At 54.9% G+C, this 21,620-nt stretch carries 16 protein-coding genes; 9 read left to right on the top strand and 7 right to left on the bottom strand.

The window, feature by feature from the left end; genetic code table 11:
- Window positions 1-14 precede the first annotated feature (14 nt).
- From ABKW30_RS04325 to ABKW30_RS04305, 5 genes are all read left to right on the top strand, one after another.
- Entirely contained in the window at window positions 15-914 is a 900-nt protein-coding gene (locus tag ABKW30_RS04325; RefSeq protein ID WP_348596861.1) for a carbohydrate ABC transporter permease, read from the top strand.
- 17 nt (window positions 915-931) lie between these two features.
- Entirely contained in the window at window positions 932-2,734 is a 1,803-nt protein-coding gene (locus ABKW30_RS04320; RefSeq protein ID WP_348596859.1) for an IlvD/Edd family dehydratase, read from the top strand.
- Window positions 2,735-3,068: 334 nt separating this feature from the next.
- The gene (locus ABKW30_RS04315; RefSeq protein WP_348596857.1) at window positions 3,069-3,821 is read left to right on the top strand and encodes an SDR family NAD(P)-dependent oxidoreductase; all 753 of its coding nucleotides are present in this window, start codon (window positions 3,069-3,071) and stop codon (window positions 3,819-3,821) included.
- Window positions 3,822-3,854: 33 nt separating this feature from the next.
- Window positions 3,855-4,694: a fumarylacetoacetate hydrolase family protein gene (locus tag ABKW30_RS04310; RefSeq protein ID WP_348596855.1), complete on the top strand. Its 840-nt coding sequence runs from the start codon at window positions 3,855-3,857 to the stop codon at window positions 4,692-4,694.
- A gap of 177 nt (window positions 4,695-4,871) precedes the next feature.
- Window positions 4,872-6,209, top strand: a complete 1,338-nt coding sequence (locus ABKW30_RS04305) for an MFS transporter (protein WP_348596853.1) — start codon at window positions 4,872-4,874, stop codon at window positions 6,207-6,209.
- Between the two features lie 102 nt (window positions 6,210-6,311).
- On the opposite strand, the gene ABKW30_RS04300 is transcribed toward ABKW30_RS04305, so the two are convergent.
- Entirely contained in the window at window positions 6,312-10,925 is a 4,614-nt protein-coding gene (locus tag ABKW30_RS04300; protein ID WP_348596851.1) for a translocation/assembly module TamB domain-containing protein, read from the bottom strand.
- Window positions 10,922-12,850, bottom strand: a complete 1,929-nt coding sequence (locus ABKW30_RS04295; protein WP_348596849.1) for an autotransporter assembly complex family protein — start codon at window positions 12,848-12,850, stop codon at window positions 10,922-10,924. Before ABKW30_RS04295 ends, ABKW30_RS04300 begins: the two co-directional genes overlap by 4 nt.
- Before the next feature lie 298 nt (window positions 12,851-13,148).
- On the opposite strand from ABKW30_RS04295, the gene ABKW30_RS04290 reads away from it, so the two are divergent.
- From ABKW30_RS04290 to ilvD, 4 genes are all read left to right on the top strand, one after another.
- Window positions 13,149-13,391 carry a type II toxin-antitoxin system VapB family antitoxin gene (locus tag ABKW30_RS04290; RefSeq protein WP_348596848.1) on the top strand — a complete coding sequence of 81 codons (243 nt, stop codon included), beginning with the start codon at window positions 13,149-13,151 and terminating at the stop codon, window positions 13,389-13,391.
- Window positions 13,392-13,401: 10 nt separating this feature from the next.
- The gene (locus ABKW30_RS04285) at window positions 13,402-13,797 is read left to right on the top strand and encodes a type II toxin-antitoxin system VapC family toxin (RefSeq protein ID WP_348596846.1); all 396 of its coding nucleotides are present in this window, start codon (window positions 13,402-13,404) and stop codon (window positions 13,795-13,797) included.
- A 75-nt stretch (window positions 13,798-13,872) separates the two neighbouring features.
- Window positions 13,873-14,109, top strand: a complete 237-nt coding sequence (locus tag ABKW30_RS04280) for an Lrp/AsnC ligand binding domain-containing protein (RefSeq protein WP_348596845.1) — start codon at window positions 13,873-13,875, stop codon at window positions 14,107-14,109.
- Window positions 14,110-14,295: 186 nt separating this feature from the next.
- Complete coding sequence (gene ilvD / locus ABKW30_RS04275; RefSeq protein ID WP_348596843.1) at window positions 14,296-16,149, top strand: dihydroxy-acid dehydratase; 1,854 nt, start codon at window positions 14,296-14,298, stop codon at window positions 16,147-16,149.
- Between the two features lie 151 nt (window positions 16,150-16,300).
- Here the strand turns inward: ilvD and ABKW30_RS04270 are convergent, their stop codons facing one another.
- Genes ABKW30_RS04270 through hydA form a run of 5 tightly spaced genes read right to left on the bottom strand, consistent with a single transcriptional unit; the run spans window position 16,301 to window position 21,609 of the window.
- Window positions 16,301-17,290 carry an ABC transporter substrate-binding protein gene (locus ABKW30_RS04270; RefSeq protein WP_008127659.1) on the bottom strand — a complete coding sequence of 330 codons (990 nt, stop codon included), beginning with the start codon at window positions 17,288-17,290 and terminating at the stop codon, window positions 16,301-16,303.
- A gap of 26 nt (window positions 17,291-17,316) precedes the next feature.
- Complete coding sequence (locus tag ABKW30_RS04265; RefSeq protein ID WP_348596841.1) at window positions 17,317-18,423, bottom strand: ABC transporter permease; 1,107 nt, start codon at window positions 18,421-18,423, stop codon at window positions 17,317-17,319.
- Window positions 18,420-19,319: an ABC transporter permease gene (locus ABKW30_RS04260; protein WP_348596840.1), complete on the bottom strand. Its 900-nt coding sequence runs from the start codon at window positions 19,317-19,319 to the stop codon at window positions 18,420-18,422. The genes ABKW30_RS04265 and ABKW30_RS04260 overlap by 4 nt, the downstream gene beginning before the upstream one ends.
- On the bottom strand, window positions 19,316-20,155 hold the full coding sequence (locus ABKW30_RS04255; RefSeq protein WP_348596838.1) for an ABC transporter ATP-binding protein: 840 nt from the start codon (window positions 20,153-20,155) through the stop codon (window positions 19,316-19,318). Before ABKW30_RS04255 ends, ABKW30_RS04260 begins: the two co-directional genes overlap by 4 nt.
- The gene (gene hydA / locus ABKW30_RS04250) at window positions 20,155-21,609 is read right to left on the bottom strand and encodes a dihydropyrimidinase (RefSeq protein ID WP_348596836.1); all 1,455 of its coding nucleotides are present in this window, start codon (window positions 21,607-21,609) and stop codon (window positions 20,155-20,157) included. Before hydA ends, ABKW30_RS04255 begins: the two co-directional genes overlap by 1 nt.
- Between the last annotated feature and the right edge of the window lie 11 nt (window positions 21,610-21,620).

Here is a 21,620-nt window from a genome sequence, read left to right as displayed (position 1 = left end):
GAGGGAGAACGATCATGAGCATTTCCGAACAAACGACAGTCCAGCCGCTCAACGACGAAGCGCAGGGCATGAGCTATCTCAACCGGTTGCCACGGCGCATCGTCGTGCTCTACCTGCCGCTGCTTGTCTTCATCATCGTGCTGCTGTTTCCATTCTACTGGATGGCGATCACTGCGGTGAAACCAAACAACCAGCTGACCGACTACAACAATTTCAGCCCTTTCTGGGTGGTGAAGCCAACGTTTGACCACATCAAATATCTGCTGTTCGAAACCTCCTATCCCGGCTGGCTGTGGAACACGATCGTGGTTTCCGTCTGTGCGACTGTGCTGTCTCTAGGCGCATCGGTCTTTGCTGCCTACGCCATTGAACGCGTCCGCTTCTCCGGATCACGTCCGGTCGGCCTCCTGATCTTCCTCGCCTATCTGGTGCCGCCTTCAATCCTGTTCATTCCGCTGGCAGTGATCGTATTCAAGTTCGGTATCTACGATACCAAGCTTGCACTGATCTTCACCTATCCGACCTTCCTCATTCCATTCTGCACATGGCTGCTGATGGGTTATTTCCGCTCGATTCCTTTTGAGCTTGAGGAAAGCGCCTTGGTGGATGGTGCCTCCCGCTGGCAGATTCTGGTCAGGGTCATATTGCCGCTGGCAGTGCCCGGTCTGATCTCTGCAGGTATTTTTGCCTTCACTTTATCGTGGAATGAGTTCATCTATGCGCTGACCTTCATCCAATCCTCTGAGAACAAGACTGTCCCGGTTGGTGTGCTGACAGAGCTGGTTCGAGGCGATGTTTTCGAGTGGGGTTCGTTGATGGCGGGCGCACTGTTCGGGTCGCTGCCCGTTGTCATTCTCTACTCGTTCTTTGTCGATTATTACGTTTCTTCCATGACCGGCGCGGTCAAGGAATAATTGGAGCCTTCTCAAAAATGACCACCAACAAAGCCCCGAAAAAACTTCGCTCGCAGGAATGGTTCGACAATCCTGACAATCCGGGGATGACAGCGCTCTATCTGGAGCGCTATCTGAATTACGGCCTGACGCGTGGCGAGCTGCAATCCGGCAAGCCGATCATCGGCATCGCCCAGACCGGCTCTGACATTTCGCCCTGCAACCGTCACCACATCGAACTCGCCAAACGCGTACGCGATGGCATTATTGCTGCGGGCGGCATTCCTTTTGAGTTTCCCGTCCATCCGATACAGGAAACCGGCAAGCGTCCGGGGGCCGCACTTGATCGCAACCTTGCCTATCTAGGCCTCGTCGAAGTGCTTTTCGGTTATCCGCTCGATGGTGTTGTGCTGACAATCGGCTGCGACAAGACTACCCCGGCCATGCTGATGGGTGCTGCCACAGTCAATATTCCCGCCATCGCCTTGTCTGTCGGACCCATGCTGAATGGCTGGCATCGCGGTGAGCGTACAGGCTCCGGCACGATCGTCTGGAAGTCCCGCGAGAAGCTCTCTTCCGGCGAAATCAACTATGATGAATTCATGGACATCGTTGCTTCATCCGCTCCATCGGTTGGTTATTGCAACACCATGGGCACCGCGACAACCATGAACTCGCTGGCGGAAGCGCTTGGCATGGAATTGCCGGGTGGTGCGGCCATTCCCGCGCCATATCGCGAACGCGGACAGATCGCCTATGATACCGGCAAACGCATCGTCGATATGGTGCGTGAAGATTTGAAGCCTTCCGATGTCATGACGCGCGCAGCTTTTGAAAATGCCATCGTCATCAATTCTGCCATTGGCGGCTCAACCAATGCTCCAATCCATCTCAATGCCATTGCGCGCCATCTGAACATTCCCCTCGACAATGATGACTGGCAGGAAATCGGCCACGATGTACCTTTGCTGGTCAATCTGCAGCCAGCCGGTGAGTATCTCGGCGAAGATTATCATCGCGCGGGCGGCGTCCCTGCCGTCGTTGCCGAACTTATGAAAGCCGGAAAACTGCCGCATCCATCGGCTGTAACCGTCAATGGCCAGAGTATCGGCACGAATTGCGAACATGCCGAAAACCTCAATACGGATGTGATCAAAACCTACGATGCGCCATTGAAGAAGAAGGCAGGTTTTATCAATCTCAAGGGCAATCTGTTTGATAGCGCCATCATGAAGACCAGCGTGATCTCTGACGAGTTCCGCGAGCGCTATCTTTCCAACCCCGATGATCTGGAAGCCTTTGAAGGTATTGCAGAAGTATTCGATGGACCTGAGGATTATCATCACAGGATCGATGATCCCGCGCTTGGCCTCAATGAAAACAGCATCCTCATCATGCGCGGTACGGGACCAATCGGCTATCCGGGCGCAGCGGAAGTCGTCAACATGCAGCCTCCGGCCTATCTGCTGAAACAGGGCATTCACGCGCTGCCTTGCCTCGGCGATGGCCGCCAGTCCGGTACATCGGGTTCGCCTTCCATCCTCAATGCTTCACCGGAAGCTGCGGTCAATGGCGGACTTGCTCTGGTGCGATCCGGCGATCATCTGCGTATCGACCTCAATAAGGGCACCGCAAACATTCTGATCGACGATGAGGAATTGCAGAAGCGCAAGGACGATCTGATCGCTGCCGGTGGCTACAAATATCCTGCCAGCCAGACACCTTGGCAGGAAATCCAGCGCGGCATGGTTGGGCAGCTTGACGAAGGCATGGTGCTGAAACCTGCCGTCGGCTACCAGCGTATTGCTCAGACAAAGGGCCTGCCGCGCGACAATCACTAGGGTCAGGACCTATTAATATGATCGCAATGGCGCCTACAATGGCAAGAAGATGCGAGGAGAAGCGTGAAGGGCGGGGCCTTCCCCCGGCCAAGCGGTTCGACACTGCAGCTTGCGGCCATTTTGGCGTCCGTAGGATATGGTCTTTTCGCCCGCCCAGTTTGTCGCAAAGTCTCGACAATGAACCACATTGCCTTCGCCTTTGCTCCTCCTGGCCAAACGAAAAGCCTCATACCATTGCGACCAGATTAACAGGTCCTGACCCTAAGCATTTCCAGCAAAGTGCGTAGCGGTTTTGCGTTCGGACAATGCGTCAAACAATAGAGCGGGAGGAAGCATGGCGAATTCCATACGACGCTATGAAGGGCGGCACGCGGTCATAACCGGCGGTGCCTCCGGCATAGGTTTCAGGACAGCAGAGCGGATCGTGTCGGAAGGCGGCACGGTCAGCCTGTGGGATGTGGATGCAGCAAAGATCGACGAGGCGAAGGCAGCGCTCGGCGCTTCTTCGCATGGCGTGCGGCTTGACGTGTCGGACCCGGATCAGGTCGATAAAGCCACGCAGGAAACTGTTTCGGCATTTGGCAAGATCGATGTGTTGATTTGCTCGGCGGGCATAACTGGCCCCAATGCCAAGGTTGCCGATTATCCTATAGACCAGTGGAAGAAGGTCGTCGATATTAATCTGCACGGCTTGTTCTACTGCAATCGTTTCGTCGTGCCAGTCATGCAGAAGAATGGTTATGGCCGGATCGTCAATGTCGCCTCCATTGCAGGCAAAGAGGGTAATCCCAATGCGTCGGCCTACAGCGCTTCAAAGGCAGCTGTGATCGGTCTGACCAAATCGCTTGGCAAGGAGCTTGTTGGCGATGGAATAACCGTTAACGCCATAACACCAGCGACAGTTGATACGCCGATCCTCCAGCAATTGAAGCCGGAGTTTATCGATTACATGCTTTCGAAGATCCCGATGCAGCGTTTTGGTAAAGTCGAGGAGCTTGCATCGCTGATTACGTGGATTGCCAGTGAAGAATGTTCATTCACGACCGGCGCAGTATTCGACATTTCCGGTGGCCGTGCTACATACTAAGCCACTACTCACCAGTGAAGAGAAGGTTGACCAATGAAACTCTTGCGTTATGGCCCGCTCGGCCAGGAAAAGCCAGGTCTTGTCGATAAGGATGGCAAAGTCCGGAATCTTTCAGGGCATGTGAAAGATATTGCCGGAGAAGCGATTTCGCCGGAAGGTTTGAAAAAGCTGGCTGCCATTGACCCTGCTTCGCTGCCAATAGTCGAGGTTGAGCGTTATGGTGCCTGCGTTTCCGGAACAGGTAAGTTCATCTGCATCGGCCTGAACTATTCCGATCACGCGGCCGAGACTGGCGCGACAGTGCCGCCGGAGCCGATCATCTTCATGAAGGCAACATCTGCCATCGTTGGCCCGAACGATGATGTCGAAATTCCCCGCACCTCGCTCAAGACCGACTGGGAAGTCGAGCTTGGCGTTGTCATCGGCAAGCATGCCAAATATGTCAGCGAAGACGAAGCGATGGATCACGTGGCAGGCTATTGCCTGATCAATGATGTTTCCGAGCGCGCATTCCAGGCGGAACGTCAGGGCCAATGGACGAAGGGCAAAAGCTGCGACACATTTGGCCCAACCGGCCCATGGCTTGTTACCAAGGACGAGGTCAAGGACCCGCAGGACCTGAAGATGTGGCTGGAAGTCAACGGTCACCGCTATCAGGATGGCACATCCGCAACGATGGTCTATGGCGTGAAGTATCTTGTCTCTTACCTGTCGCAGTTCATGAGCCTGCATCCGGGTGACATCATTTCGACGGGCACACCTCCCGGCGTTGGCCTTGGCCAGAAGCCGAATGTGTTCCTCAAGGAAGGCGACATCATCACCCTTGGTATCGAGGGGCTTGGCGAACAGCGCCAGTTGGTTGTGCAGGCCTGAACTTCCTGATGGTATAAATCATTATAGCAATTAAGGTGCCGGTACGGTTGTGCCGGCACTTTTTTAGCGACCTCGTTTCGCAAGGAACATCCGTACAAATGGTTAAGTTGCCACTCGCAACTTTTGCATGATGCGATGCCGTTGGCTTCGGCCTGATGCGGCAAAGGGAGATACAAAATGTCCTCAGCTACCAAAGCTGCCCACCCCCCACAAAAAGCTCCGGCGGGAGCCAGCAAGGTCCGGTACATCATTCTCGCGATGTGCTTTCTCGGCCTGACGATGAATTATCTCGACCGCGCCAATATGAGCGTGGCACTTCCCTATATCGATGCTGAACTCGGCCTCAACCTGACCAATGCCGAAAAGGGTCTCATCTTCGGTGCGTTCTTCTGGGCCTATGACGGCATGATGCTGATCGCAGGCTGGTTCACCGACAAGGTTGGCGCACGGCGGTCCTTCTCGCTGGCGGCCGTATGGTGGTCCGTATTCACGGCGTTGACACCGCTCGCCACCAGCTTCTGGGGTTTCTTCGGTATGCGGTTCGCATTGGGTGCGGGTGAGGCACCAGCCTATCCCAGCGCAACCAAGGCTGCCTCGCGCTGGTTCCCCAAAAGCGAGCGCGCCTTTGCCACCGCGGTCGTCGATTCCGGCTCGCGCGTCGGCACTGTTCTCGCATTGCCCATCGTCACCGGCATTATCGCGCTGGCCACATGGCACTACTCGTTCATTATCCTCGGTGCACTTGGTCTCGTCTGGGCATTCTTCTGGTACATGATGTATCGCGACCCGGCTGATCATCCCGGTGCAAACGATCTTGAGCGTCAATACATCACCGACAATGGTGGACGCACGGAAGACAATGACGATGCGGAGGCGGTAAAAATCCGCTGGCGCGACCTTTTCCGTTATCGCACCATCTGGGGCATGATGATCGGCTTCTTCTGTCTGAACTTCGTCATCTATTTCTTCCTGACATGGTTTCCGGATTATCTGAAGAATGCGCGCGGCCTCAATCTCGCGGAACTCGGCACCTTCGGCATGATCCCCGGCCTTACCGCCGTTGCTGCGGCATGGGCAGCAGGTATCTGGGCTGACAAGGCAATCCGCAACGGCGCCGATGTGACGACGATCCGCAAGATCATCATGGTTGGCGGTCTGCTTGGTGGTGCCGCCATTCTCCCGGCAGCACTCGTGACATCGCTTTATATGGCGCTGATCTTCCTTGCGATTTCGTACAGCAGCCTGGCGGTTGCAGCGACTGCAATCTGGTCACTGCCAGCAGACGTTGCGCCAAGCTCACATCACGTAGCTTCAATCGGCGGCATCCAGAACTTTGCGTCGAACATTGCGGGGATTATCAGCCCGTTCCTGTTCGGTTATCTGCTTGATCTGTTCAGTGGGAATTACATTCCGTCTTTCGCTCTGGCTGCCGGTGTCGCTGTCATCGGCGCATTCAATTACGCTTTCGTGGTTGGCCGTGCAGAACCGCTGCCGGTATTGCCAGCACGGGCTTAAAACAAAAAGGGCGGTGCAATGCGCCGCCCTTATCCTGTGAACATACGTTTTTCAACGCATTATCCGGACGCAAAACCGCGTCGCACTCTGCTGGAAATGCTTTTAGTAGTCTTTCTCGAAGAACAGACCCGCGCCGGAATCGCCATCGCTGCCAACGGCACCCTTGGCTTTCAGATTGGGCGTAATGTCGAGATTGATCGTGCCCTTGGTGTTACCACCCGCACCTGCCTCGACCCCCAGATAGATATTATCCCTGATATAGCGGCCTGCCCGCACGCCGGCATTGCCTTCGCTGTCGGTGACGACATCAAGGTCATCAAGGCCCGTGCTCTTGCGCAGGCTATCAATAAGCGATGAGTTCGAACCACCCGCCAGTTCCGCAGCGGCTGTTGCCAGACGGGCTATCTGCAGCGGCGTCAGTTCACTTATCGAGCGATTGAAGATCAGCCGCGCCATGACTTCATCCTGCGGAAGCTCCGGCTGCGAGGAGAACACTATCTGCAAGTCGGATACACGGCCCTTTACCGTCACATTGACGGTGATATCGCTGCTCTGTGTACTGGCAACAAAGTTGATCTCAGGATCAAGGTCGCCAACCAGCGTTACCTGACCTTCCGTAAAGGTAATGCGTTGGCCAAGAATGCCAAGACGACCGCGGATAAGATCAAAACCGCCAACAGGCTGGATATCCGTTGCAGGGCCGGTCAGCCGTACTGAACCGCCAATTTCCGCATCAAGGCCGCGACCACGCACAAAGATCTTGTTCGGCGCGGTAACATTGATGTCCAGCCGGACAACACTCGGACGCGCTGTCGGTGTTGCGACTTCGCGCTGATCAGCCTTGGCGCGCTTCAATGTCTGCTGGACCTTTTTCGAAGGGTCCTTGTGCTTCACATCGATGACAGCCGAGGAGCCACCAAAACTTTCCGGAACGGTAATTTCGGCACGATCAATATTGATGTTGCCGGCGATGACAGGATCACGGGTAAGCGGACCATTGATCCCGAGCGCGCCCGTGACCGTCGCTACAACGAGATTGCCGTCCGCATAACGAGCCTTGTCGAGCTTGATATCGATATTGGCCGGGAAGTTTGCTGCCGCGTCTGTCGATATCGTGCCGGTCGCACTGACTGTTCCGCCCGTCGAAAGCCCCGCCGTAAGGGTGCGGATGGTAACCGTGGTGCCTTCCATGCTGCCGAGCAAGGTGATGCGCTGGAGGCGCAAATTGGCTTCCGGATCGATGACCTCAGCACCATTGGCCGAGAACATGCCGCGTATCTGCGGCTGCGCAAACGTACCTGTTACATTTGCCGTCACATCGATATTGCCCTTGGCCTGCGTTCCGCGATCAGCAAGGAAGCGGTTGGCCAGTGATAGCGGAATGTTGCCGGTCACATTGATGCCGAGACCATTGCCAGAGATGGGAACTTCACCACTGGCAGAAACGGTAAAGCCTTGCGGCCCATCAACCTTCGCAGACGAAAGCGAAAGCCGCTCATTGGCAAAGCTACCCGCAGCGGTGAGCTGCAGAGGTGCAAGTCCGGCTTCCTGCAACGGGTTGGCGGAAATGCTAGAACCCTTGAGATCGAATTCCGCATTCGGCTTCTGCAAAGTACCGGTGACACGGCCACGGCCGGAAATGACGCCCGCAAGGTTTTGATCCTTGACGATGCCATTGAGCGTTGCCAGTGGCAGGCTCTTCAGATCGAGATCGACAGCGAGCTGGCCCCGCGCCAAGGGCACGGAACCACGCGCCGAAGCATCAAGCCCATTTGCTCCAGTCAGATGCGCATCAACATTTAACTGATCAGTCGTAGAGGTGCCCTTGGCGTCAAGATTAAGCGCTTCAAGACCTGCCTTTTTGAGAGCCGCCGCAGTCACGCCGCGTGCCTGCATATCGAAATTGACATCGGGCTTTTCGCGCGTCCCGCCGATTTTCGCCGTACCGTTTATTTCACCGCCGACGCCAAGGTCAGGCTTGATCGTATTGGCGATATCAAGCGGAAGCTTCTCGATTGCGACGGCAAGATTGAGTGTCTGCGCGACTTCGCCACTAACAGTTACCTTGCCCTTGCCGATATCAAGGATGATATCGCCAAAAGATACATCACTTCCTGCAACATTGATTGCAGCTGGTTGGACCAGGCGCGCTGCGAGCTTGTCGCGTGTCAGTTCGGCCTTGGCCAACGACAGAAGATAACCTTTTTCTGTCGGCTCAAGCGCACCACCTACGGAGGTCTTTGCACCATTCTTCAAGGCAGCATTCAGATTGAAATTGGTGCTCTTGCCACTCTGGTCGGCCTGCGCATCGAGGCTTGTGATATCGACACCGCCAGCCGACACATTGGCTGCTGTAATGGAACCATTGGCCGCAGGAACGTTGAAAATATCCTGCGCCACGAGCGCAATATCGGCTTTGCCTACAACAACGTCATTGGCCTTGAGACTATCAATATTCCCTTTGATGTCGAGATTCTGTTTGTCGTCCTCGTGAGAAAGCGCGATCGTTGCATCCGCCTTGCCTGTTGCCTCAACGAGGAAGAGTGCCGCAGCGGTCGATACATCAGCTGAACTCAGAGTCAGATTGCCTTGCAGCAAACCCTTTTTGTCCTGTGTGACATCACCACGCAGACGTGTACCGCCTGCAATGAATTGCAGGTTGCTTAGGCGTTTCTCATCCTTGCGCAAGGCTATTTCCGTCGCAAGATCAGCGCGGATACCATCAAGGAATGCGAGGCCGGATAGCTTGCCATCAACATTATCCTCGACCAATGTTCCATTGAACGAGATGTCGCCTTCGGTCAGCTTGCGGCCCGATAATGTGCCCTGCGGCACGCCGGCATTGAAGGCAAGCGCAATAATCTTGTCCTGACCGCGAGCGCTGCCTTTGACTTTGAGCGCACCACCGGCTTTTTCAGAAAGCAGAGCCAGATCGGTAAGGTCGAGACCGAAATCGAAATTCGCTGCGCCACTGGCAAATGTGCCATTGGCCGTGACCAGTGTTTGTGGATTTTCAACTTTGAAGTTCTTGGCACTCAAACCGTTTTCGCCGCGTGCAAGACCACCAGTAATACGCGTTTCCCCTGCCAGAACCTTGTCTGCCGCATCAATACCGAGCTTCATACCAGTGGCACTGCCGTCAAGCATCAAATCGAAACCGCCAGTCAGAGCCTCGACAAGTCCGTTGGCTTTCAAATCCAGCGAACCGGCCATGTCTCGGCCTGCAAGCGCAGAGAATGGTGAAATGCTTGAAGCTTTCACCAGAATATCGCCGCGATAAGCAAATTCGTTGATAGTCCCGGCAAGAGAAGCACTGAGGCCGTTTGCTGCGATCAAAGCCTGTGTGAGGTTGACTGGCGTACCGGCCTTCCAGTCACCATTGATTTTGAGCTGGACCAACTCGCCGAGGGCTTCGGCGATATCCGCACGCTTGGCGGTGATGCCTGAAACGTCGCCGTTCACGTCATAGGTCAACGAACGGGCTGCCGGGTTGTCGATATTCTGGGCCAAACCCTTTGCGACCAGACTAACCGATTTGGCGGCGAACATTTCCGTGGTCAGATTTGCAACTTCCAACGTGCTCGACCATGCATCATTGGCGTTGGTGCCGAATCCGACGGCAAAAGTTGCCTTGTCGACGGTTGTCTGCCCGCCAGCTACAGGCAGAATAACCTTCTTGCCTGTTGGATCGGCAATCGTTGCATCAACCTTCAACTGGCGCAGAAAGCCGTCATTGGTTGTTTCGCCTGTCGCATCGACAACCAGCGCATTGCTTTTGATGCTGAGGCGATCAAGTGAAAAACCACCCGCATCGCGCACGACACCATTGACCACCAATGCGGTATCATTGCCGAAGAAGTCGCGGAAGACAGGTGGTATCAATGCTGCAACTTCACCATCCAACGTGGTCTTGAAACCCAGCCCATCTGCCTGACGGTCGATCTTGGTATTGCCTGTAAGAACGCGCTTGCCAGCAGCATCAAGGGTCAACTGCAGTGCCAGATCGCTCAACGGGCCGGAGCCCTTCAATGCCATTACGACCGGCGGACGACCTTCAATATTGAGGAGGTTCGCCATGATGCCATTTGCCGGTTCGTTCAACGAAAGATCGAGGTCCAGTTGCTGGCTTTCATTGGCGTAAGCTGCCTTTATGCTGAAATCACCGCCCGGACCATCGAGACGTTTTATCTGCAAATTGGAGTCGAGAGAGCCACCATCAAGCGTGAGGTTACCCGCAGCGGAAATTTCTGATTTCAGGCCAAAAACAGTATCGCCGAAGGCAACACGGCCGATCTTCAATTCTTGAAGAATGACTGCAAGCGGCAATTCCGGCAGGCTGAAGCCCTTTGCTTCGGGCGAAGGCAGGCTTTCATCCGGCAATGGCTTGCGCATGACATCTATGCTGTCAGCGGCCAGTGTATTGATATCCAGGCGTCCCCTAAGCAAGGCAAGACGGCTCCAGACGATCTTGGCATTGGTGACTTTCAGCCAGATACCTTCACGGTCGGCGACAGTGATGCTGCCAATATTCGCTTCGGAGGAAAGCACGCCCTGAATATCGGAAATCACGATTTGGCGATTGGGTGTCGACAGCTGGTTTTCGACGAAGCTCAAGAAATATGATTTCTCTGCCTCGGGGCTGGCAGGCGCAGGTGACTGCGCCACGGATGGGCCGACAAGAAGAAGCAGAAATAGGGTTACTAGAATCCTGATCAAAACGCCTGTCCTATGCCAACGTAGAATGCAAAACTGGGATCGTCGTTCGTCCGATCCAGAGGAACGGCAACATCAAGCCGGATCGGACCAAGGCCGGTATTATACCTTATACCGGCACCTACACCGAGCCGCATATCCTGAGCAAAATCCGGGAAAGATTCTTCGCCCACATAACCGGCATCGACAAAGGCAACAGCGCCGATCGTGTCTGTAAAGCGCACGCGCGCTTCCACCGAACTTTCGATAAGCGACCGCCCGCCTATAACATAATCATCGCCATCGCGCCTTACGTTCACGCCGATATTGCGATAGGCATAACCACGAACAGAGCCGCCGCCACCTGCGAAAAACAATTGATCCGGCGGCAGTTCGCCAATATCGGCACCCACGATTGATCCAAGTTTCAGACGCCCGGCAAGAACAAAGCGGTTATCCTCGCCAAAACCATAATAGGTGCGCCCTTCCGCCGTGAATTTCGTAGCGAAGTTGCCATATTCGATTTCATAAAATGGCGATAGCAGTCCTTCGAGGAAGTAGCCGCGTGCCGGGTCGACCTTGCTGTCACGACTATCGTAGGTAAGACCGCCCAGCACACCGACGGTGAGGAAATCACGGCTGCCGAAGAAATCGTCTTCAAACTTCGACTTCGAGACATTGGCCGTCAATTTGCCGGAAAGTTCGTCTGAGAATATGTGGGTGAGCCCAGCCTCCGCGGTGATGGAGGTCTGCGTGTAGGCATCGAGAACCTTGCGCTCGCCAATCAACGAGGAAATGAAATCCGTGTCCGGCGTCCAGACGCCGGGCTTGGTGAAACTAACGCCCAGCATGTAGTTATAATCCTGCGGATCGTAGGACTGCCCGCCAATACCACCGATCTTGGCATCGAAACGCAAACGCTCCGCACGACCGAAAAGATTCCGGTGTTGCCAGTAGGTTTCAAAACCGGCACCATCCAGAGTCGAATAACTGCCACCGACGCCAAAGCGGCGCAGCTTCTGCTCCTGCACAGCCACCGTAATCGGCAAAAGGCCCTCGCTTGTGATGGCGTCTGCCTCTTCGATGCGGGCTGAGCGGAACACCTCAAGTCGTGACAACCGCTTCTTGGCGCGCTCTATCTCGTCGGGATCATATTCGCGTCCGGGTTCCAGCCCTGTGATGAAGGCCACAAACTCCGGGTCCATACGTTCAGTGCCGGTAACCTGTGTCTGACCGAAGGAAGCACGCTGCCCCGGATCGACATCAATGCTTGCATCCACTTTATTGTTATCGTGGTCGGCAGTGACTTCACGCGAAACAATCTTTGCCTTTGGGTGTCCCTGCTCGCGCCATGCGTCAACGGCAAGTCGCTCCGCTTTCACGATTGCCGTGGAACGGGCAATTTCGCCAACTGCGAACCCCTGCTTTTCGGGCAGGTCAACAATGTCTTTCTTATCAACAGGCGGTGGGGCAACATTCTTGATCCGCGCATTGGCGAAGAGGAATTGCGGCCCCGGATCTACGGATATCGCGACAGTGGCAGGGTCCGGCAGAACTGTATCCGGAGGAAGATCGCTTGCCTCACGCCCATCCACCTTGATGCTTATGTTGCCGCCATAACGGCCATCGGCATAGAGTGCCCCCAGAATACGGCGATAATCGCCTCTGGCTTTTGCGAGAAGCCCGGCAGCACCCGAGGCGGGCTTTTCCTTGTCGGCGACAAGGCTGGATGCGCCTTCGACGAGCTTTTTAGTTTCCTCATTTTCTTCGTTTGCGATTTCGACAGTGTATTTCTGAGGATCGGCGATGACAGAATCAGCGTCGTCTTCCTTCTTTTCACCCCAGAGATGAATGCCGAAAATATCGAACGCGTGCGCAGGCGATACGAGGGCTGAGCAAGCCAGCAAAGCGGCAGCAAACAAACTGGCCTGTGGGCGCTTGAAGTCCATCAACCAGTATAATCCCTAACTCAAACAAAATGACACAAACCAACAGGAATGATTACGCCATACCCTGTGATCGTTAAAATTCGCCTCTCTAGCTTAAGAAAACGATAACATGGTGACTCATACAGGCCAACCCGCAAAGACCACTCACAGCCCGTTGCAGCCTGGAGTTGTGGCCATATCGCCACAAAACGGGGAGATGCAGTACTGTTAGGCAGTACGTCACTTTTTATTGGGTATTGTATTATTTGGTTTGTATATTCTGAACGTATATATTATATATCCAACAAAGGATATACTCATGCCTCTTTATATAAAAGACGATCGAATAGATCAGTTGGCGCGTCGGTATCAGGCGGCCATTAAAGCGCCCTCTAAAACTGAAGCGGTCAGATTGGCACTGCAACACGCACTCGAAGCCAACCTTGGACAGCCAACGCTTGCCGAGATTGCAGCAGCGTTCTGCCGGGATTTGAAACTACGCGCCAAACCCGAAAAGGGTCTGTCGCCCGACAAGGCCTTCCGCGATAGTCTTTACGACTGAAAGGCATTTGATGTTCATAGATGCTTCGGCAATGGTGGCAATGATGACAGACGAAGATGATGCACGCCTGCTTGCTGCTCGCATGCAATCATCCACCAACCGCATAACGTCACCTGCCGCCATATGGGAAACCGCGATCAACATTGCGCGCATTCTTGGAATCGAGCTTGATGATGCCGCGCGTACGGTACAGTCCTTTCTCGATGCGATGGAGATAACACTGCTGCCGATTCCGCCTGAAGCTGCCTATGCAGCGATTGATGCGTTTGACCGCTTTGGCAAACGCCACCATCCTGCTGAACTCAATTTTGGCGATTGTTTTGCTTATGCGTGCGCCCGGCACTATGCTGTTCCACTGCTTTATAAAGGCAATGATTTCTCAAAAACCGATATAGAAGCCGCGTAGCCAGAAACCTGTGATTGCGCTGTCTGTGCAACCCAAATAGGTTATGCAAGACCAATCAGTCCCCGGAGCATATCAATGAAACCCGTATTCCTGCAGCTGCAATGCTTTCCCGGCAAAACATATGAAGTGGCGGCTGCCCTGTTCGAGCGCGAAATAGTCTCGGAACTCTATTCAACCAGCGGCAACTTTGACCTGCTGGCAAAGATTTATATTCCCGAAGATCAGGATGTCGGCAAGTTCATTAATGACAATGTTCTCAACATTCAGGGCATCGCGCGCTCGCTCACAACCATGACCTTCACGGCATTTTGACATCCCGAGAGCGATTTTAACGTGACAACCGAGACATTACGTCTCGTTTCATGCGATAATGATGTCCCCTATGTAATGAGTGCAATAAAAGAGCTCCATTCGGGTAACAAAATTCCATTCTTTGCTTGAGACGCGGTTCTTCTATAGACTGGTTCTTTCGCAATTCACTATCAGGATAGTTTGAAAATGCCGCCCTATCGTTCACGTACAACCACACATGGCCGCAACATGGCCGGTGCCCGCGGCCTTTGGCGCGCAACCGGCATGAAGGACGATGACTTCGGCAAGCCGATTATTGCGGTGGTGAATTCGTTCACGCAGTTTGTGCCGGGGCACGTGCACCTGAAAGATCTCGGCCAGCTTGTGGCGCGCGAAATCGAAAGCGCTGGCGGTGTCGCCAAGGAATTCAACACGATTGCCGTCGATGATGGCATCGCCATGGGACATGACGGCATGCTTTATTCGCTGCCATCGCGCGAGATCATTGCCGACAGCGTTGAGTATATGGTCAACGCACATTGCGCAGATGCCATGGTCTGCATTTCAAATTGCGACAAGATCACGCCCGGTATGCTTATGGCAGCTCTGCGCTTGAACATCCCTGTCGTTTTCGTTTCCGGCGGCCCTATGGAAGCCGGCAAGGTTATCTGGGACGATAAGGAAAAGAAGCTCGATCTAGTCGATGCCATGGTTGCCGCTGCTGACGACCGCATTTCCGATGCGGAAGTAACGGCTATCGAGCGTTCCGCCTGTCCAACCTGCGGTTCCTGCTCCGGCATGTTTACCGCCAATTCGATGAACTGCCTGACCGAGGCACTGGGTCTGTCCCTGCCGGGCAATGGTTCAACACTGGCAACCCACGCGGATCGCCGCCGTCTGTTCGTTGAGGCAGGTCACCTGATCGTCGATCTGGCCCGCCGCTACTACGAGCAGGACGACAATACCGCGCTGCCGCGTTCCATTGCGTCCTTTGCCGCTTTCGAAAATGCCATGACGCTCGATATTGCCATGGGCGGGTCGACCAATACGGTTCTGCATCTGCTTGCGGCCGCACATGAGGGCGAAGTCGATTTCACCATGAGTGATATTGACGGGCTGTCGCGTCGTGTGCCGGTGCTCTGCAAAGTGGCTCCTGCGGTTGCCAATGTGCATATGGAAGACGTGCACCATGCGGGCGGTGTCATGGGCATTCTTGGCGAACTTGATCGTGCCGGTCTGCTCGACACCTCCGTCTATTCCGTTCACGCGGCAAATCTTGGCGCAGCGCTGGATCGCTGGGATGTTATGCGCAGCAAGAACCAGTCTGTACATGATTTCTTCAAGGCGGCGCCGGGTGGCGTTCCAACTCAGGTTGCATTCAGTCAGGACCGCCGGTTTGCGGATGTTGATCTGGACCGCGAAAAAGGCGTTATCCGCAATGCGGAACATGCCTATTCCAAGGATGGTGGCTTGGCCGTGCTTTACGGCAATCTTGCCGAGGATGGCTGTATCGTCAAAACCGCAGGTGTTGACGAGTCGATCCTGAAATTCTCGGGTCCTGCCCGTATTTTTGAGAGTCAGGACACAGCGGTGCTGGGCATTCTGAATGGCGGGGTCAAGCCGGGTGACATTGTGCTGATCCGCTATGAAGGTCCACGTGGCGGCCCCGGCATGCAGGAAATGCTTTATCCGACCAGCTATCTGAAATCGAAGGGCTTGGGCAAGGCCTGTGCTTTGATCACTGATGGACGTTTCTCCGGCGGTTCGTCCGGCCTTTCCATCGGTCACGTTTCTCCGGAAGCAGCTGAGGGCGGTCTGATCGGTCTGGTGCAGGAAGGCGATGTTATCGATATCGACATTCCAAACCGCAAAATTCATTTGGCTGTAGACGATGCGGTTATTGCCGATCGTCGTGCACATATGGAAGCTAAGGGCACAGCCGCCTGGAAGCCGGAAGAAAAGCGCAAGCGCAAGATCACGACGGCATTGCGTGCCTATGGTGCGATGGCAACCAGCGCCGCACGCGGCGCTGTAAGGCAAATCCCTGATCATTGGGAGTGATGTAGCACTGCCGCCTCTTGCCCTCCCCCTTGTGGGGAGGGTGGCTGCAAAGCAGCCGGGAGGGGTACGCTAACAATCATATTAGAAATAATCCCCTCCCCGTCGCTACGCTCCGTCCCTCCCCACAAGGGGGAGGGTAAGGCGTCCGGCCTTACTTCGCGGCGTCAGTGACCTTGGTTGTCCAGGCACCTTCCGGCTTCTTGGTGATCACCGGATCTGAGCCTCCACCAAGCAGGGTCTCGACTGTGCGGTCGGCAGCTGCCGTATCAAGCACACCGTCTGAACCTTCCGTCAGCTTGTTGATTTCGGCAACCATGCGCTTCTGGTGCTTTTCGGTCTGTGCACCGCTTGCGTCATTGTCGAGGACAATCGTTGCGGCTTCATCAGGATTGGCGCGCGCATATTCCCAGCCCTTCATTGACGCTTTGACGAAGCGGGCCAGCTTTTCGACCATCGCCGGATCATCAAGGCTCTTCTGCAAGACGTAAAGACCGTCTTCCAGCGTTGCCACTTTCTCGTCTTCATACTTGAAAGTGACAAGCTGATCTTCCGGTATACCTGCATCAATGACCTGCCAATATTCATTATAGGTCATGGTGGAAATGCAATCGGCCTGCTTCTGGATCAGCGGATCGACATTGAAGCCCTGCTTGAGAACTGTAACGCCTTCCGGGCCACCATCTGTCTTGAGACCGAGATGGTTCATCCATGACAGGAAGGGATATTCATTGCCGCCAAACCAGACGCCAAGTGTTTTGCCCTTGAAATCCTCCGGCTTGGTAATGCCGGTTTCCTTGCGGCAGGTCAGCATCATGCCGGAGCGTTTGAAGGGTTGCGCGATATTGACGAGCGGCAGACCTTTTTCGCGCGTGGCAAGTGCGGACGGCATCCAGTCAACCACGACATCGGCACCACCACCAGCGATGACCTGTGGAGGCGCAACGTCAGGGCCACCCGGCTTGATCTCGACATCGAGATTGGCTTCTTCATAGAAGCCCTTATCCTTCGCCACGTAGTAGCCTGCGAACTGCCCCTGCGTGACCCATTTAAGCTGAAGGGTCAGTTTGTCCGCCGCCAGCGCCGAACCGGCCATCAGCGTGCTAATGGCAAGCCCTAGTGAGAGTGCAATTGTCTTTTTCATTTTTAGTTCTCCTCTGTTCTTGTTTTTTAAGTTCTGTAGGAAGGATGCCAGAAGGTGACCGCCCGTTCGAGCAAGGTGATCAACCCGTAGGATAGTGAACCAGCCAAGGCAGCAACGAATATCTCGGCCCACACCATATCGACATTCATGCGTCCGACTTCAGCCGATATACGAAAGCCCATGCCCACAATCGGAGAGCCGAAGAACTCCGCAACAATCGCGCCGATCAGCGCCAGCGTCGAGTTGATTTTCAGCGCGTTGAAAATAAACGGCATGGCAGCGGGAAGACGGAGTTTCAGTAGTGTCTGGCCATAGCTGGAGCCGTAAGTGCGCATCAGATCACGCTCCATGGCACCCGATGCGGCAAGCCCGGCAACCGTATTCACCAGCATTGGAAAGAACGTCATGATGACGACGACAGCAGCCTTTGACTGCCAGTAGGAACCGAACCACATGACCATGATTGGAGCAATACCGACGACTGGCAGGGCTGCAACGAGATTGCCTATCGGTAGCAGTCCCTTACGCAGGAACGGTACGCGATCAACGATAATCGCAGCAAGAAAGCCCGAGCCGCAACCCATGACGTAGCCGGCAATTGCGGCTTTCAAATAGGTTTGCTGGAAATCCGCCCAGAGCGTAGGTACAGACGCAGCAATACGAGAAGCAATCATGGAAGGTGGTGGCAGGAGGATAGCCGGAACACCGAAACCGCGCACAACAACCTCCCAAAGGATGAGCAGCCAAGCGCCAAACAGGACAGGCAGCGCAAGGTTGATCAGACGCTGCATATCCGGCGAAGCAGCACGCCACTCCGCAAGGCGCTGAACTGTCAGCCACGCGAGCAGCCACGCGGCGATAACCATGCACCAGTAGCCGAGTGCGGCACCTGCTGCTCCCATCGAGCCAAGCAGCGATATAAGACAGTAAGCCGTAACGTGTACAAGAACGAGCAAAGCAATCGTCGATGATGCGGAGGCTGATGCAAACACCGCGACAGCGGAGGCGGCAAATAGGATTACCGGAGCGGCATAGGACAGTGTGCTTTGCACATCAGCGCCCGTCGATAGCACCAGCGAGGCTGCGGACAGGACGAAGGCACCGATGGCCAAGGGTGAGCGCGATATCCTCATGGCCGCACTCCCATGCGCCGGTTGACCAGCGTTGAGATAACACCGATCAAGCTTACAAGGATGGCCGCCATCAGCGCCGCTGCGATCAAGGCCGCCCAGATTTGCACCGTCTGGCCGTAATAGGAGCCGGCGAGCAGACGCGCGCCGATACCTGCCACTGCGCCGGTTGGCAACTCGCCAACGATAGCGCCGACGAGGCTGATTGCGACTGCGATCTTCATTGAAGTAAAAAGATAAGGCATCGAGGCAGGCCAGCGCAGCTTCCAGAAAACCTGTGTCTTGGAAGCGTTGTAAGTGCGCATGAGATCAAGGTGCATAATCTCTGGCGAACGCAGGCCTTTGACCATGCCGACAGCAACCGGAAAGAAAGACAAATAGGTCGAGATCATTGCCTTGGGCAAAAGCCCGGTAATATTTACCGCGTTGAGCACCACGATAATCATCGGGGCAATAGCAAGGATCGGCACGGTTTGCGAAGTGATGATCCAAGGCATCAGGCTCTTGTCGAGCGTTCGCGAATGCACAATGGCAATCGCCAGAAGAATGCCGAGCAAAGTACCAAATGCAAAGCCAAGCAACGTAGACGACAGGGTGACCCCGCCATGATAAATAAGGCTGCGTTTCGAGGTTGGCGCAATATCGAAGACTGTCTTGCGGATTTCAGCGGCGACCTGATGCGGAGCGGGCAGAACCGGCCTTTCCTGCGCCATTGTATTGGCGATCAATTGACTGGTGGAGATGGTGGTATTGGCACGCGCTGCCTGATCACGCTCGAAAGGTGCATTGAGGAATATTGCGAACCCATACCAGAGCACGATAATGACCAAGAGGATTGTTCCGACCGGGATTACCCTGTCGTGGAGCATGGCTGAAAAGCCTTTACGCTCCTTCATCATAAATGCGCCTCATCATAAGAGTGACCGTGGCGAAGGCCCTCGCGAACCCTATGTGCAATCTCAAGAAACTTTGGCGTTTCGCGGATATCGAGCGTGCGTTCGGAACCGAGATTGCAGTCTATGATCTCGTGAATGCGCCCAGGACGCGGACTCATGACGACGATCTTGGTTGATAGAAAAACCGCCTCGGGGATTGAGTGTGTCACAAAGATTACGGTCTTCTGCGTCTTGGCCCAAAGCTTCAGCAATTGTTCGTTCAGATGATCGCGGACGATCTCGTCCAACGCGCCGAAAGGCTCATCCATCAACAGCATGTCAGGATCGAATGACAGCGCGCGGGCAATGGATGCACGCTGCTGCATGCCGCCGGACAATTGCCAAGGAAACTTTTTATCGAACCCGGCAAGATTGACCAGCTCAAGATTCTTGGCGATGCGCGCCTTGCGCTCTTCCTTGGCAATTCCCATCACTTCCAGCGGCAGGGAAATATTGCCGCCAATGGTACGCCAAGGATAAAGCGCCGCCGCCTGAAACACATAGCCATAAGCGCGCTTTTCACGCGCTTGTGATGGCGTCATGCCATTAACCGATATGCTGCCCGATGTGGGCTGCTCCAGATCGGCGATTACCCGCAACAGAGTGGTCTTGCCGCAACCGGAAGGGCCGATGAAGGAAACGAACTCGCCGCTGTTCACTGCAAGGTTGATATTTGACAAGGCGTTGACCGGCCCGTCATTGGTCTGGAAGACCAGCGACAGATCCTTGACGTCAATTACATTTTTTGGCGCCGCATCAGCCATTATCTTTGCCTTGGGTGGAAGCGCGACGACTGTCATCAGACGCCTGCCGGAATGTTCTTCGGATCGCGCTCCACTCTACGCGGTGCGGTCAATTCCTTCCAAGTGGAAAGTGCTCGGCTGGCAGACGGATTGGCTTCGCGTTCTACAAAGCGGCCACTCCCAGTTGGCGCAAGCACCTCACCATCTCTATAGGCGATCTCGCCACGCGAAAGCGTGATGCGCGGTAAGCCTGTGACCTCAATGCCTTCAAAGACATTATAGTCGATAGCAGACTTTTGCGATTTTGCAGAAATGACTTTGGTTGCGTTGGGGTCCCAGATGACGATATCCGCATCGGAACCCGGCAATATCGCACCCTTGCGCGGGTAGATATTGAGGATTTGGGCAATGTTGGTAGACGTCGCGGCCACAAATTCGTTCGGGGTCAGGCGGCCTGTCCGTACTCCCTTGGTCCAGAGTACGGGCATGCGATCTTCAAGCCCACCCGTGCCATTCGGTATTTTGGTGAAATCACCAATGCCGAAACGCTTTTGCTCCGTGGTAAAGGCACAGTGATCTGTTGCAACAACTTGCAGGCTTCCCGATGCGAGGCCCGCCCACAAACCATTCTGGTTGATCTTGTCACGGAAGGGCGGAGACATGACGCGGCGGGCGGCATAATCCCAATCCTCGTTCTTGTATTCGCTTTCATCCAGAACAAGGTGCTGAATCAGCGGCTCGCCGTAAACACGCATGCCCTTGGCGCGGGCGCGGCGTATGGCTTCGTGTGACTGCTCGCAGGAGACATGCACGATATAGAGCGGTACACCGGCCTGATCGGCGATCATGATGGCGCGATTGGCCGCCTCGCCTTCGATTTCCGGTGGTCGTGAATAGCCGTGGGCTTCAGGGCCGGTATTGCCCTCTGCCAGAAGTTTCTGCTGGAGATGAGCAACCACATCGCCATTTTCCGCATGAACCAGCGGCATGGCGCCAATCTCGGCGCAGCGCAGGAAGGATGCGAACATTTCGTCGTCGTCCACCATCAATGCACCCTTATAGGCCATGAAATGCTTGAACGTGTTGATGCCGCGCTCGACGACCTTTGGCATTTCGTCGAAGACCTGCTTGTTCCAGCCGGTGATTGCCATATGGAAGGAGTAATCGGTGCGTGCTTTGCCCGCCTTCTGGAACCAGTCCTGCAGGGCTGCGAGCAGCCCATCTTCGCCCGGAAGAACAAAATCGACGACCATGGTGGTCCCGCCCGCTAAAGCTGCGGCTGTACCAGTGTCGAAATCATCGCTGGAATGCGTGCCCATGAAAGGCATTTCAAGATGTGTGTGGGGGTCGATACCGCCGGGCATCAGGAAACAGCCCGTTGCATCTATCACTTCGTCGCCGATAAGATCATTGCCGATAGCAGCGATCTTATCGCCGTCAATCAGCACATCCGCTTTGTAGGTGCGGTCGGCGGCAATAATAGTGCCGCCCTTGATCAGTTTCGTAGCCATGTGTTCGTTCC

This window comes from Phyllobacterium sp. SB3 (assembly GCF_040009165.1).
GTDB lineage: Bacteria > Pseudomonadota > Alphaproteobacteria > Rhizobiales > Rhizobiaceae > Phyllobacterium.
The sequence above is the reverse complement of the archived record's forward strand: the minus strand, read 5'-3'. Positions and strand labels throughout refer to the sequence as shown.